We start from the raw sequence: 15,668 nt of genomic DNA on the forward strand, positions 1-15,668 counted from the left end.
CCGGGGACGTTTCAGTTTGACTCACCCATTGACTCCGTCACGGAATTCCACGGGAGTTACTCCGAAGCTCTTTTTAAAGAGCCTGGTGAAGTAGGAATAGTTATCATAGCCGACCTTCAGGGAGATATCCCTGATGGAATCGTCTGTTTTCTGAAGGAGCTTACGCGCAAGATCAAGGCGCTTTTCTATGATGTAATTCTTGAAGCTCATTCCTGTTTCTTTTTTGAATATCTTGGTGATGTAATCGGGCGCAAAGTAGAAGAGCTCAGATAAATGCTCTCTGCTCATGTCCTCTGTGAAGTGGGCATCAACGTACTGAAGAAGCGATGTCACCGAGGTTTCGTCAATGTATATTATGTCCTGACTCTCGTCAAATGGCATAGCTGCCATGTTTACAAGACTGTCCAGAACATCCGGGATGTCGATGGGCTTTTTGTCTGAGCTGAGGAAGAGTCTCGGCTTGGCTGAAAACTCCTCGGAGAGCGAGTAGTAGAGCTCGCTTACAAGAGGGCGCAGACTCGCCTGATAGGATTCATCCTCAACAGGGATGAGGCCAAAGAGTATATAGTCTTCAGCCTGGTAGGGGAGCAGAACTCCTTTGGAAATAAAGCTGCTACCGAAGATTGATTCCATAACGGCTCTGATCCTGATGGCCATCTTGCCTCTGTCATGGTCAAGCTTTTTGCTGCTGAACTGTATGAGACATGCGACAAAGGAAGGCATTTCATCCTTAAACGGACGGAGCCTGCCCATGTCTGCAAGAAATGCCTTGTAGGTTATGCGGCGGTCAATGAGATAGTCGTACCAGAGCTTGGACAGAGCACTTTCTGTATCGGGCTCATCGGAAGATACTTCTGCAAGAGCCTGTCTTATTATATTTGTGAGCTCCGGGTAGTCGATGGGTTTAAGGAAATAGTGAAAACTCCTGAGCTCCAAAGCTCTTTTGGCATAAGAAAAATCAGCGTAGTTGGTGAGGAAAATAGCCGGAATGGTATTTCCCTGTTCGCGCAGGATTCCAAGAAGATCAAGGCCGCTTCCGTGGGGCATATCTATGTCGCTGAGCAAAAGATCCACAGTCTGATTGGACATGATCTCCTGAGCCTTGCCAATGTCGTTGGCGGTAAAGACAGTGGTTATTCCAAGGCTCTCCCAGTCTATATTCTTTTCAAGGGCCGCAATAACAAAGCGGTCGTCATCTACAAGCAAAATGTTCATTTAATTCCTCATTCAAACTTTGACGGGGATCCGCAGAGTGATCCTTGCTCCGTGGGGCTTAATATTGCCTGCATGAAGCTCAAAGGAATCACCGTAGAGAAGGCGCAGCCTTCTGATACAGTTCGTTATTCCTATGTGGTTTCCGTCATCTGAGATTATATCCTCGTCGTTTTGTATCTTATTAAGTATTTCATCATCAAAGCCCTGACCGTTGTCAGTGATGACAATTTCCAGAATATCACCTGCGCCGTCCTCTGCATCCAAAAGTTTTTTGGCTGACAGAGATATCTTAAGGCTCTCACCATCAGGCGGAGTTGCATGCTTGACGCAGTTCTCCACAAAGGTAATAAGAAGGAGCGGCGGGATATTCAGCTGATTACAGTCTTTTGGAAGATCGGTCTCATACTGCGTAGGGCGTGACAGCCTCATGTTCTGGATTGAGAGGTAGTCCTCGATATGCGTCAGTTCATTGATCAGCGGAACAAAGTTGTTGTCCACCTGGAAAAGATATCTGAAATATCTTGAGGTGAACATAAGCATTTTCTTCGCTGCTTCAATATCTCCAAGGCTCACCATGCTGTCGATGGTGGTGAGGCAGTTCAGATAAAAGTGCGGCTTTATCTGCTGCTGAAGGAAATGGATCATAAATTTGTTGTTGTCCAGCTCCGCCTCGTATACATCAATTCGAAGTCTTGTTATCTCGTGGATGAGATTCTTGAACTGGTCGTTGATCTGATTCAGCTCCTGTACGCGGCTGTCGGTAAGCACCAGTCCCTCACTGTCCTGAAGCGACTCCATTTCAGAGAGGCTCTTTGAAAAGATCTTGATTGGAAGGATTACCTTCCTGTAGCTTACCAGAACGTATCCGCCCATGATAAAGGTCAGCATAAGTGCTGCCAAAAAGACAATGAACTGCAAAAAGAAAAGTCTTCCGTAATTACCAAGTGCCAGAGAATCTATGGCAATGGTAAAGGGAAGGTCAGCTTCATCGCCGGGAAAGATCAGTCTGTTGTAGAAATTTCCTCTGAATCCGTCGGGACCCGTGCCGGTTTCATAGAAAACCTCCCCATCCGTGTTCATTGCATGAATTGCACCATATTCACCAAGGCTCAGTGATGAGAGAGGCGACAGGATATCATCCATGGAAACAAGGCATGAGAAGATGCGATGCTCATATGTGATGCTGTAGTACAAAAAGGCTCTGTCGCCTATCATGCAGGGTTCCCATGTGTAGTTGGTTCCCACATCGGACTTGATCCTCTCTTTGATCTTTTTATAAGTCTCATAATCCACCTTGATCTCAGAGGCGTTAAAAAAGATATCCTTCTCATCCCAGTAAAAGAAATACGTATACTCAGAACCTGTTGAGTACTGCATGTCACTTACACGCAGACGCAGTTCGTTGCTGGCATTTCTGAAATCGCCCATGTGACCGTCTGTGTCAAAGGCATCAAGGATCGGGTCGTGAACAACAGTCCATTGAACGAAGTGCTGTATGGCAGAGAGCTTGTGCTCTAATTCATTTTGATAAATGTTTACGGAGCTCTCCAGCGCCAGATTGTTCTGTTTCCTGATCTCGGAAAAAGAAAACCAGCTGACAACTACAAAAAGTATCACCACAGGGATGGCGAGAAACAGCGTTTTGGTCAGCATCTGGACAACGGGGTAAGAGCGCGTTCTTCCTTTATTTTTCATGACATCATTATATAGAAAAGAGATTTTGGTGGCTATAGGTTACAAATACTTTGTCCAAAAAGTGCTATGGGGTGAACGAAAAAGTGCTATTTAAAAAAATCTAAAAAAATTATTATCGATTCATGAACTAAAGGAGAGAGCAATGAATAACAAGTTCGTGAGATTTATAAAAAAGAATTATCAGTTGTATCTGCTTCTTTTGCCATCGGCAATACTGCTGTTTTGCTTCGCCTACCTTCCGATGGTGGGAATCGTGATAGCTTTTCAGAGCTACTCGCCTGCACTTGGAATTATGGGAAGCAAATTTGTGGGAATGAAGAACTTTATGCAGTACTTCAGGTCATACCAGTTTGCAGTGACCATCAAGAACACACTGGTACTGAGCGTATACAGCATACTGGTGGGATTTCCTCTGCCAATACTCCTGGCGCTGATGTGCAATCAGATGAAGACAAAGATGTTCAAGAAGGTGTTCCAGGTTGTGACTTACCTTCCGCACTTCATCTCAACCATGGTAATGTGCGGTCTTATCCTCATATTCCTGTCGCCCTCAAGCGGACTCTTTGCAAACCTGTGGAAGCTCTTTGGAGCAACATTCCCAAATCTTATGGCAAGCGCAGCAAACTTCAAGCATGTATATGTATGGAGTGATATCTGGCAGCACCTCGGATGGGATTCCATCATCTATCTGGCAGCCCTTGCGGGAATCGATCCCACATACTACGAGGCAGCGACAGTAGACGGAGCTACAACACTTCAAAAGATAAAGTACATTGACATACCAATGATCCTGCCTACAGCCATGGTTCTTTTGATATTAAGAGCCGGAAGCATTCTTGGTATCGGCTTTGAAAAGGTCTTTTTGCTTCAGAACGTACAGAACATCATGAGCAGCGAGATCATATCAACATATGTTTACAAGATGGGTATGCAGAGCATGCAGTACAGCTTATCAACAGCCATCGGCCTGTTCAATACAGTGGTTAACGTGATAGTTCTTTTGCTGGTTAACCTGATGTCGAGGAAGCTTACAGACAACAGCCTGTTCTGATAAAGGGGAGTTAGTGATGATCAGTAAAAAGAAATTTACCCAGGACAGCGTGGTCAACATCATATTCCACGTGATCGCAGTCCTGATGATAATAGGAGTTCTTTATCCGCTGTGGTTTGTTATCATAGCATCCTTCAGTAATCCTGCGGATGTTGCCAGCGGTAAAGTATGGTTCTGGCCGAAACAATTTGATGTAAGGGGATACCAAAAGCTTTTTGAGCAGAGACAGATCTGGAAGAGCTATTTGAACACTATCCTTTATACGATAGTCGGCACGTTGGTTGCTCTGTTTGTTAATATTACTGCCGGCTACGCAATGTCCAGGAAAGACTTACCCGGAAGAAAATGGATAAACATTTTCTACATAATCCCTATGTTTGTCAGCGGTGGACTAATCCCGATCTACCTTGTTGTCAAACAGTTTGGCCTCCTTGATACCTTCCTGGTAATGGTCCTGCCCTTTGCGGTATCCACTTACAACATAATTGTGGCGCGAACCTTTTTCCAAAATTCCCTACCGGAATCGTTGTGGGAGGCAGCCCAGATAGACGGCTGCTCCACAATGAGGTATTTTGTTCAGTTCGCAGTTCCGCTTTCAAAAGCGGTCATTGCGGTTGTGGGACTCTGGACAGCGGTAGGCCACTGGAATTCATGGTTCAACGCCCTTATATATCTTCAGAATGAAGACCTGATACCGCTTCAGCTGCTTCTCAGAAGAATCCTCATTGCAAACGAGTCACTTCTCGGAGCTGCAACAGGTACCATGGCTCAGGAGCTCAGACAGCTCTCTGACATGATGAAGTACGGATCAATCGTGATTTCTACACTGCCTATTATGATGCTCTATCCGTTTTTGCAGAAATACTTCAATCAGGGTGTCATGATCGGAGCAGTGAAGGGATAAATAGTATACAATTATAGTAGTTATGAGAAGGAGAGAGAAAATGCAGAAAAAGTATGGTTTATTGGCTGGCGCACTGGCACTGAGTTTTGCCCTTACTGCTTGCGGAAGTGCAGCAGGTGATACGGCTGCTCAGACCGCAACTGCAGATGCAACTCAGGCTGCTCAGGCACCTGCAGCTCAGACTGAGAGCGCAGGCGGAGATAACGCCTATGAAGTTGCGACTGTAAGATGGGCTGACTGGGGTGAGGATTATCATCTTGGATTCCCTGACAAGGCTGCTGAGGAAGCAGGAATCAGCCTGACATGGGATACAATCCTTAATTCAGACTGGGCAGACAAGAAGGCAGTTCTTCTTGCCGGAGGAGATCTTCCTGATGCTTTCATGGGATCAATCTGTTTCTCAGAGTCAGATGTTCTCACAAACACAGGATCATTCATTCCGCTTGATGAGTATATAGATGAGTATATGCCTAATTTCAAGGCTATCATGGAAGCAGATCCTACAATGAAGGCTCTTGCTACATCTGCTGACGGACATATCTACGGACTTCCATCCAAGAAGCCCTGCAGACCTATCGTTGCAAATCAGATGTTCATAAACAAGCAGTGGCTTGATAATCTGGGACTTGAAGTTCCTACAACATATCAGGAGTTTGAGGATGTTCTTACTGCATTCAAGGAGCAGGATGCAAACGGAAACGGTGATCCTAACGATGAGATCCCATTCGGACAGGGCTATGCTGATTCAGTAATGTTCTTCTGCCTGCCTTTCGGAACAACCATCGGTGCTGACGGAACATACATGATGGCAGTTCAGGACGGAAAGCCTGTTTACCTTCCTGTTACAGAAGGCTACAAAGCAGGTATTGAGTGGATGCACAATTGCTACGCTAAGGGGCTTATCGATCCTGAGCTCTTCACAGAAGATTCTTCAATGCGTGATGCAAAGCTCATGAACGAGACACCTATCATTGGTGCAGCTCCCGGATGGACAGCTGACTCAACCTTCGGTGCAAATGCAGGTCAGTATGTGGCTCTTCCCGCTCTTGCAGGTCCTGACGGCAAGCAGTACATTTCATCAGATCCCGAGCACTGGAACTACTCAAGATATGAGTTCGTTGTTACAAACAAGTGCGAGAACCCCGGTCCACTCCTTGCATGGGTAGACAAGTTCTACACTGATGATGCATCAATCCAGAACTTCTATGGCTCTTTTGACAAGGCAATCTCTAAGGGTGATGACGGAACATACACAGTTCTTGAGCCCGATGACGGCAACTCAGCTGATACATTTGCATGGATCCAGTCACTTCGTGATTTCGGACCTAAGTATGTGGCTGACGGATTCAATGACAAGGTTAAGTACGCAGGAGCAAACGGCGATGCAAGTAAGCTTGCCCTTGATAAAGAAATGAGCAAGTATGCAAAAGAGGCTTATCCTAACGTAAGTTACACAACAGATCAGCTTACAACTCTTGCAACTCTGTTCACAGACCTCGATGCTTATGTAACAGCATCACAGGCTACATGGGTAACAGAAGGCGGTGTAAACGAGCAGTGGGATGGCTATATCTCTACTCTTGAGACAATGGGATATAACGATTTCATCCAGATCCAGCAGGATGCTTACAACACATATCAGGCAAACAAGTAATTAAGAAGCCATGTTTTTATTTTAAGAAGCCGGTGGAGGCCAGAGAAAGTCTCCGCCGGTTTTTTAATTGGATTTCTCGGTAGTGATAAGGTATACTCTTTAGGTGTTTTGACACGGGGAAAAAAGATTTAGAAAAAGAAAATGACAGAACAGGAATTTTTAGATAAATACGGATCAAAACTAAATGATGAACAGCTTACGGCTGTCAGGACTGTAGATGGGCCGGTGCTTCTTCTGGCAGTGCCCGGAAGCGGCAAGACAACGGTGCTTGTGCACAGGCTCGGGTACATGCTCTATGTAAAAGAGATAGATCCGGAAAGCATCCTTACGCTTACTTATACGGTTGCTGCAACAAGAGATATGGCTGACAGATTCAAAAGCCTGTTTGGCGAGGATGTGTCCGAGAGACTTGAATTCAGGACCATCAATGGAATCTGCGCCAAGATAATCAGCCACTATGGGAGACTTATCGGGAAAACCTCTTTTGACCTGATCACAGACGAGAAGCTCTCGGGCAAGATCCTGACCGACATCTTTGTGAGGGTGATGAAGGAATATCCCACAGAGAGCGATATCAAGACAGTAAGGACTCTTATCACCTACTGCAAGAACATGATGCTTGATGAAGATGAGATAAAGCGCCTCGGAGAGGATGAAGGGCTGGAGCTTTTTGAGATCTATGACAGCTACAACAAAGAACTCAAAGCCCGGAGCCTTATGGACTACGACGATCAGATGATCTATGCCTACAGGATGCTCAAGGGGTCAAAAGACCTTTTGGAGTTCTACAGGGATAAATACAGATATATATGTGTTGATGAAGCCCAGGATACCTCGAAAGTGCAGCACATGATCATAGCTCTTTTGTCCGGAGAAAGAGGGAACCTGTTTATGGTCGGGGACGAAGACCAAAGCATATACGGATTCAGGGCGGCATATCCGGAAGCTCTTTTGCGCTTTGAAAAAGAACATCCCGGGGCAAAAGTGCTTGTGATGAACAGGAACTACAGGTCATGTGCCGGAATTGTTCAGGCTGCTGATGTCTTTATTCAAAAGAACTTTAATCGCCACGAAAAGCATATGAAGGCTACCAGGGATGAACAGTCGGATGTCGGTTTTATCACGCTTGGCAGCAGGAGGGATCAATACAAGTATCTGCTGGAGGTGGCACAGGACCTTAAGTCACAGACGGCTGTCTTGTACCGTGATAATGAGAGCGTGCTTCCTTTGGTGGACCTGTGTCTGCGTGAGAATGTTCCTTACAGGATCAAGAGCGCCGACATGGCTTTCTTTACTCATCGTGTGGTAGTTGATGTCGTGAACATGCTCAGGTTCAGCCAAAACCCCTACGATCCGGAGCTTTTCATGAAGATTTACTTCAAGTTCCAGACGTTTCTCAGAAAGCCGGATGCGGAGAACATGTGCCGTATTGCAGATGAGAGGCATATAGGAATTCTGGATACAGCTGAGTACGCAGATCTGGGCAAAAGAGTTCTCGGCAATGTCAGGGCGCTCAGAACACATTTCAGAAACATGGCAGGAGAGTCGACCTACAAGGCTGTTAACAGGCTTGATAAGTACATGGGTTACGGCGAGTATCTCAGTGATAACAATATGGATTCGGGAAAGCTCTTTATACTGGAGTGTCTTGCAAAAAACGAGCCGACAATCGAAGGGTTCCTTAACAGGCTTGATGTGCTGAGGCAGACCATTACTGAGGAAAAGCCGAACTACAAGAGCAGGTTTATCCTGTCCACGATCCACTCCAGCAAGGGCCTTGAATACGATACCGTCTATCTGATGGATGTCATAAACGGTGCGCTTCCGGGTAAGGTGATAAACTTCAAGAAGGCAACACCCAAAGAGAAGCAGGACTACGAGGAAGAGCGAAGGATCTTTTACGTTGGCATGACCAGGGCAAAAGACAATCTGTATATCCTGAAGTATTCCGACTCGCCGTCTATATTTGTCTCTGAGATGAGTAAGACAAAAGATAAGCCTGAGAGCGAGAAAAAGAAGCCAAAGAAAAAGGCAGCGAATGTGCTTCTAAAGCCAACGCCTCTTCTTAAGAAAAAGAAGGTGGTTGAGGATGAAAAGGGTGTGCCTGAGAACCTTGTAATAGGTGAGAGGATAAGCCAGAGCAGATACGGCGAGGGCACGATCATAGATGTCAGGTGGGATGACGATGATATACCCACAAAATTTACAGTACAGTTTGACTCCGGAGACGAGAAGATATTCATGTATCCTTTCGCATTTACTACGGGGATGAAGGTGATAGATTAGGATGAAAAAAGGTAGTAATTTTCTTAGAGGTCTTTTGACAACAATAGTTATGCTCACGGTTATGGCAGGTTCAATGTTCTTGGGATACAGATTCCTTAAGACGTTTAATCCGGTGGCAGCGGAAAGAATTGACGATGTGGCTAGTGATGCCAGAGATAAGACTGAGGAGACACTGGGAATAAATCTGACTCCGCCCGATCCGGATGTAGTGCCTGAAAATGTTCCGGAAGAGGTAGTTTACCCGGAGAGGGAAAACGGAATTGAAATTGTGGAGGCCAAACCGGATAGAAAGTCCGGAGCCGGTAACAGGCTCTACGAGAGTCTTGAGTATATCTTTAATGATGCGGGAGAGGTTCTGACTAATTTTCATCTGAATTATGGTCTGGGGATCAATGTCTTTTTTGACGGAGACAGAAAACACGGAGTTATTTTAAGCAATGACAATTGCTTTTTGATAGAAGCGGATCTGTCATATAAACAGATAGCAAGTAATGTCTCATATGCAGGTATAAACTATGACGGTACAAAGGTTTATTACAGTTCCTCTTCGACAGGCCTGATGCTGTATGATATAGAGACCGGTGAAGAGACGCTGATTTCTGATGCATGTTACAAGGCATGTCTTTCTCCTGACGGAAAGACTATAATCTATAATGACTACGCGGAGAAAAACAGAAAAGTTGCAATCATAGGCGGCATCGGAAAAGAAGGAACGGTCATTGATGGCGGAGAAAATGGAATGATCTCACCTGTGGCAGTTTCCAACGATGGTAATACAGCATACTATGAAATCTATTCGGGTAATGATAACGGTCTGTACTGCTACAGCAATGGAGAGGTAAAAAGACTATCCAAGGATCATATATCTTACAAATATGTGAACAGATCCTGTGAGAAGATAGTATATACAGACAATAAGAAGGCGTGGTATTATGCTCCGGAACTTGATGAACCGGTGGAACTTGTAAGCATGGATAGCACATGCGAGATACTCATTGTAGATGCAGAGGCAGATTATACTGATGAATACAGGCACAGTGCAATTGTTGATGCAGATAATCTTGCAGATGCAGTGATCATTAATGGCGGGCGGGAAGGCTATTGCCTGAACGAAGACTGCACATTGGCAATGCAGCTTAGGGATAATGGTTATGCAGCTCAATATGCAATGACTATAGATGGGCCAACCTGCATATATGAGCATGACGACAGCATTTATAAAGCCGTGTATGAGTTCGGAGAGGTTAAGAGTACAGTTCTTGTTGAGCAGTATTCAGTATTGAATTCTGTTGTTTATGTAGATGATTTTTATGACGGATTCATGAAAAAATATGAATATGATCAAAGCGGTGATGACTTCAAACTCTACTATTTTAAAGAGGGTGAAGAGGATGTTTTCATGGCAGATTGCGGTGATGAAAACCATGACGAAGTGCTGTGGGATGAGATCTTTGAGAAATGCTACTACACCTGTAACGGAGAGCTCATCAGTATGAATAAGGACGGATCTTTAAAGACTACAGTTGCCACAAATGTCAGAAGTATGATCTATTTTGCCGGCAGTGATGAGCACGTCGGGTATGTGGATACTGACGGAGCTTATTATGTGGTCATAAATAACAATGTATTTGAGAAATAAAAAATGAGTCAAACTGAAACGTCCCCGGTGACTCATTTTCTTCAAAAGAAAAATAACCTCCCGATTTTCTCCAAAACGGATATTTTTGTTTGCGCCTTGTGGAAGTAAACTCATATCAACAGATAGGAACCTGGAGAAAACAAAAAGGAGGTGAACGCATATGATGACAATCATATTCTTTGTTTTGTTCTTCATGATCTTCGGCGGACTGCTTAAATTCGCATTCAAAGCAACCTGGGGCGTGATGAAATTCATGTTCTACATTGTGTTCCTTCCATTCATTCTTGTGGGAATGGTTGCATACGGATTTGCTTTTATAGCACTGCCGATTCTGCTGATCGTAGGAGCCATCGGTCTTCTTAGAACAGCTTGATCAATAAATTGAATAAGATATACGAAAAAAAGGTAGAATTAGTACATGCAGTTACTGATTCTACCTTTTTTTTGGTTTTTTAGTGTGTGACCGGAAGATCAGCCCTGACTGTTTTCGGAGCTGCTTTCTGTTGTGTTCTGGTTATTTGGCATCTGGCCGTTCATTCTGCCGCCTTTTCCGCCGCCGGGGAACTGGCCGTTTGGCATCTGACCGCCTTCAGGCATCTGACCGCCTTCGGGCATCTGACCGCCTTCGGGCATCTGGCCATCAAAGCCTTCAGGCATCTCGCCATTCGGCATCTGTCCGCCCATGCCGCCACGGCCTCCGCCGAATCCGCCCATGCCACCCATCATCTGGTTGGTGAGCTCTGTCACTTCTTCGCCGTTTACTGTAACTGTTCCGCCATTTAACTGAGCTTCGCCGTCCCAGTCAAAGGCTGAGTTTCCGGTAACTGAGATTGTTCCGCCGTTGATGTAGATATTTCCGTTGGCGTCAAAACCATCGGTATCTCCGGCACCCATGTTGACAGTGATGTCGCCGCCGTTTACTTCGATCACAACATCATAAGCTGTACTCTTCTGAGTTGCGTTGATTCCGTCATCAGAAGCTTCGATTGTTATAGTTCCGTCGTTGAGCTGAACGTAAGTTGCTTCAAGACCTTCAGCTGCAGTGATGTCGAAAGTTCCGCCGTCTATCATGAGGACTGTTGTAGCCTGAATACCATCGTCAGTGGCATTTATCTTGAATGTTCCGCCCTGGATATATACATAGCCAAGAGTGTTGTCATCTGAATTCTCGCTGTGGAAAGCATCTTTTTTACTTGTTATATCAAATGTTCCATCGTAGATCCTTATGGAGTCATTTGCTTCAACAGCATCTTCTGTTGCTGTGATATTGTAGGTTCCGCCTGTGACCTTGAGATCGTCCTTGGCTGAAATTCCGTTGGCTGATGATTCAATGTTAAGTGTTCCTGTTCCGTTGAGGACAAGGTCTGATTTTGAGTAGATAACTGCATCAAGGTTTGTTGTTCCGTCAGCGGTAAAGGTGCCTGTGACTTTGAGAGTGCTGGTTCCGTCAGTTGTTACAAATACCTTGTCTGCGCTCTTTACATAGATGGCAGGTGAAGTTGTGTTTGTAATGCTTGCTCCGTCAAGTACAATCTGCACTTTATCTGTATCCGCAGCTTCAACGGTTATGGTAACATCAGTTGCTGTTCCGCTGATTACATATACACCTTCCTGAGTGATGCTGATGTTTTCACCGCTTTCAAGTGTCATATAGTAAGCATCTGTCAGATCAGCTTCCTGTTCAAGGTCTCTTTCGGAAAAGAGATCTGAAGTATCGATCAGTGTATCTGAACTTGCTGATGTTGATGAGGAAGAAAGATTTTCATCCTGTGTATTCGTTACGGATTCTGAGAGCTCTTTTCCCGAAGAAGGCTCTGTTGTGTCGGTTGTAGATTCAGTTGCGGTTGTTGATGAAAGCATGTCGCTTACATTTGATGAAGAACATGCTGTAAGTGTAAGTGCTGTTACAAAGAATACAGTCATAAGGGCTGTGGTAATTTTATCTTTTTTAATCATTTTAGTTTCCCTCTCTTTCTGGACTCATTATGGCATGGCAACCTAAATCCAAACTTAAAGAAGGATAAAAAATTACTTATGTGCTTTATTTGCAGCCCAGAGAGGGATTAGGGTGAGGAGCACGATGACAACGCCTGCCAGGAACAGCGTATTCGTGGGAAGATAAGCAGTAAAGCCGTTTTCATCGATGATCTCACCATTGTTCTTGATGATCGGGTTTGATATGAGAGGTGCAACTACCATGGGAATCAGTACGTAGAAGATGATGCGAATTCCCTCAAACTGGCCTCTGGCGTCCTCGGGATAGAGCCTCTTTGACCAGACGGTAATTGTCTGCAGAAAGAGAATGTAGCCGATGCCCACAAGGAGGACCCCGATAAGGAGCACGGGATTCCAGATGGTAGAAGGATTTACGTTTTCAGGAGAAACCAGAAGACCTATAACAAGAAGGCCTATAGCGTTTATCACAACCGCAAACAGAATGATCAAAGAGGACTTGTCATTACGTATGAATCTGATGGCAGGAATTGATGTGAACATGGCAAGTAAAAGTCCCACGCCTTCAATAAGACCCATGGTATCTGCTGTGAAACCGAGATAGTAGATCATGAAGTTTCCAAGGTGCGAGAAGTATACATTAAATGAAATAAAGTAGACAGCCAGCATAAGGTTTACGAAAACAAGCTCGCGGTGCTTTAAATATTCTTTTACATTAAATATGGAAAAGAACTGCTGACCAAAGCTGCCTTTTACTGATGGACGCAGAGTTTCGACATCTTTCATTCCGAAGAGAGATACAAGTCCAAGAACGATCACGCTTCCGCCGATCACAACAAACAGGCGCATGTAGTTGTCGTTTGCACCGACTAATAATCCGCCGAGAACGGTTCCTGCGATGGTACCGATAACAGGCTGAACTGCCAGGGCGGCGCCAAGAGAACCGGAGTTTTCAGGTGTCATGTGGTCGTTTATCCAGGCATTAAAACCAATGTCATTGCCCATGGAACCAAAGAAACTCATTATGGCATCGGCAGCGATAACAGCGAAAGCTATTCCGACAAAAGCTGCTGTGTCGCTATTTCTTTTGCCCAAAAACTCTGTTGTTCCGAAGAGAATAGTGAAAACACCCCAGAAAATGTATCCCAGCGAGATGAGGGTCTTACGATTGCCCTTTCTGTCGGAGATACAACCGAAGAGGAATGTTGAGACAGTGGTGGCAAGAGCGGATATTGCAAGCATCCAGGATATTATGGTGGGATCCTTGGCAATCTTGGCGTACACGAAGGTGTTAAACCACTGATTTTCAATGTTCCAGCACAGCTGTCCGGCAAGACCCAGAAGCCATACCAGTATCCAGAATTTTGCGGGATTTGTCTTTGAACCTGTTTTCATATTTGCCCCCCTTTGAATGTTGTTAATTCTATTATAATACTTGGGCTGCGCAGGTTTTAATTAGACTTCAAATATGGTATAAATATTCGAGGAAAGATTATCCCAAATCAGGGGGAGGTTATTGTTTTGAACAACAGAAGTATTTTAAAGAACAAATTGTTTTTGTACCTGACGGAGTTCTTTGCCGGAATGTCCGTTATGGCAGTGGAACTGGGGGCATCGAGGCTTTTGGCGCCGTATTTCAGCTCATCACAGATCGTATGGACAATTATCATCGGAACCATTATGATCGCCATGGCACTGGGAAATATCTACGGTGGAAGAAAGGCGGACAAGGATCCGAATCCTGACAAACTGTACAGAAGGATTCTTATTGCAGCTATCTGGATCGGCCTGATACCGGTGGTTGGTAAGTACATTATTATCGGTATTTCTGCACTTATCATCTTTACTGTAAACAGCAACTTTTTAGTGATCGCTGCTTTTGCAGCATGTATGGTGGTGTTTGTATTTCCGCTCTTTTTGCTTGGTACGGTTACACCGTCTCTTGCCAAGTACACAACGGACTCACTTGACGATAACGGTAAGATAATCGGAACACTTGGTGCGTCAAACACAGTAGGAAGCATCATCGGTACTTTCGTTCCCACATTTGTTACCATTCCTGCGGTAGGAACTGCAGTGACATTCCTGATATTTGCAGGCGTTTTACTTGCGCTTGTTGTAGTATATTTTTTAAGCCCGGCTGAAGGAAAAAAATCTCTGGCCAAAAGTGATATGACGAGGATCATAGCTGGTATCCTGGTTTTTGTACTTTGCATCGCTTTTGGCCACAATACCAGCTTTGCATTTTGGGAGAGCGGGCTTACCTACGAAGGTGAGTCGGTTTACAACTATCTTCAGGTCAAGGAGACAGACAGAAACGTGATTCTCTCAACAAATGTCCTTTTCGGTGTTCAGTCCATTCTCATCAAGGACGGAGCGCTTACCGGAATGTATTATGATTATGCGCTGGCTGCACCGTATATGGCAGGAGTCAAAGAAAAACAGGCAGCAGGAGAGGACTGTAACGTGCTTATCCTGGGCATGGGCTCCGGAACCTACGCTACTCAGCTTTCAAGATATTTTGACAATGTAAATGTTGAGGGAGTTGAGATTGATGACAAGATCACCGATCTTGCTCATAAGTATTTCCAGCTTCCTGAAGATGCCAAGGTTACAACCTATGATGGTAGAGCATATCTTGCTGCTGACAAGGATCTGTACGATGTGATCATGGTTGATGCATATCAGGACATCACAATTCCTTTCCAGATGTCTTCGGTTGAGTTCTTTACCATGGTTAAGGAGCATCTGGCTCCAGGCGGAGTTATGGTCGTAAACATGAACATGTACAGTGATGAAGGATTTGATGGGGAGACTGATGCAGGGGAAGCAAGCATCAACACTTATCTTGCGGATACTATCAGCCATGTGTTTAATAACGTGACGGTTGTAGATGTTCCGAATGCAACTAATAAGGAACTCTTTGCAACAGACGCGGATGATTTCATGGTAAGACTCGGAACTAATGCAAACATGGAGGAGAATCCAGACCTTACTGCAATGATGCAGAAGGTCATGAGTACAGGGCAGAATTATGTTGGAAAAGGCCACATAATGACAGATGACAAGGCTCCTGTAGAGCTTCTTGGAATGAAGCAGATCGATCTCATCATCAAGGATGAGGTTTCATATTACAGAAAGATATATGAGCAGAAGGGAATTCAGGGGCTGATAGATCTGCTGTGATTCGTATATTAAAAGCGCCTCACCAAGTCTCGCTTCCTGCGAGAATGGTGAGACGCCAAAGGGGATCAAATGAATAATATGACAG

11 protein-coding genes are annotated in these 15,668 nt (G+C 44.8%); 7 read left to right on the plus strand and 4 right to left on the minus strand.

The window, feature by feature from the left end:
- Positions 1-21: 21 nt before the first annotated feature.
- Positions 22-1,215, minus strand: a complete 1,194-nt coding sequence (locus tag G590_RS0107175; RefSeq protein ID WP_022764996.1) for a response regulator — start codon at positions 1,213-1,215, stop codon at positions 22-24.
- 12 nt (positions 1,216-1,227) lie between these two features.
- Positions 1,228-2,910 carry a sensor histidine kinase gene (locus G590_RS0107180; protein WP_081641009.1) on the minus strand — a complete coding sequence of 561 codons (1,683 nt, stop codon included), beginning with the start codon at positions 2,908-2,910 and terminating at the stop codon, positions 1,228-1,230.
- A 142-nt stretch (positions 2,911-3,052) separates the two neighbouring features.
- On the opposite strand from G590_RS0107180, the gene G590_RS0107185 reads away from it, so the two are divergent.
- From G590_RS0107185 to G590_RS0107210, 6 genes are all read left to right on the plus strand, one after another.
- Positions 3,053-3,961, plus strand: coding sequence for an ABC transporter permease (locus G590_RS0107185; RefSeq protein ID WP_022764998.1), 909 nt, complete (start codon positions 3,053-3,055; stop codon positions 3,959-3,961).
- Between the two features lie 16 nt (positions 3,962-3,977).
- Complete coding sequence (locus tag G590_RS0107190; RefSeq protein ID WP_022764999.1) at positions 3,978-4,865, plus strand: carbohydrate ABC transporter permease; 888 nt, start codon at positions 3,978-3,980, stop codon at positions 4,863-4,865.
- A 40-nt stretch (positions 4,866-4,905) separates the two neighbouring features.
- Positions 4,906-6,519 (plus strand): sugar ABC transporter substrate-binding protein, encoded by a 1,614-nt coding sequence (locus G590_RS0107195; RefSeq protein WP_022765000.1) that lies wholly within the window; start codon positions 4,906-4,908, stop codon positions 6,517-6,519.
- A 141-nt stretch (positions 6,520-6,660) separates the two neighbouring features.
- Positions 6,661-8,805 carry an ATP-dependent helicase gene (locus G590_RS18745; protein ID WP_022765001.1) on the plus strand — a complete coding sequence of 715 codons (2,145 nt, stop codon included), beginning with the start codon at positions 6,661-6,663 and terminating at the stop codon, positions 8,803-8,805.
- Between the two features lies 1 nt (position 8,806).
- Positions 8,807-10,444 carry a TolB family protein gene (locus G590_RS0107205; RefSeq protein WP_035762815.1) on the plus strand — a complete coding sequence of 546 codons (1,638 nt, stop codon included), beginning with the start codon at positions 8,807-8,809 and terminating at the stop codon, positions 10,442-10,444.
- Positions 10,445-10,604: 160 nt separating this feature from the next.
- On the plus strand, positions 10,605-10,817 hold the full coding sequence (locus G590_RS0107210) for a hypothetical protein (protein ID WP_022765003.1): 213 nt from the start codon (positions 10,605-10,607) through the stop codon (positions 10,815-10,817).
- Positions 10,818-10,915: 98 nt separating this feature from the next.
- On the opposite strand, the gene G590_RS18750 is transcribed toward G590_RS0107210, so the two are convergent.
- Positions 10,916-12,400, minus strand: a complete 1,485-nt coding sequence (locus G590_RS18750) for a carbohydrate-binding domain-containing protein (RefSeq protein WP_022765004.1) — start codon at positions 12,398-12,400, stop codon at positions 10,916-10,918.
- A 72-nt stretch (positions 12,401-12,472) separates the two neighbouring features.
- Positions 12,473-13,792 (minus strand): MFS transporter, encoded by a 1,320-nt coding sequence (locus G590_RS0107220; protein ID WP_022765005.1) that lies wholly within the window; start codon positions 13,790-13,792, stop codon positions 12,473-12,475.
- 126 nt (positions 13,793-13,918) lie between these two features.
- Here G590_RS0107220 and G590_RS0107225 point away from each other — a divergent pair, with 126 nt between their 5' ends.
- Positions 13,919-15,583: a spermidine synthase gene (locus G590_RS0107225; protein WP_022765006.1), complete on the plus strand. Its 1,665-nt coding sequence runs from the start codon at positions 13,919-13,921 to the stop codon at positions 15,581-15,583.
- The last annotated feature ends 85 nt before the right edge of the window (positions 15,584-15,668 follow it).

Source organism: Butyrivibrio sp. XPD2006, assembly GCF_000420865.1.
Classification (GTDB): domain Bacteria; phylum Bacillota; class Clostridia; order Lachnospirales; family Lachnospiraceae; genus Butyrivibrio.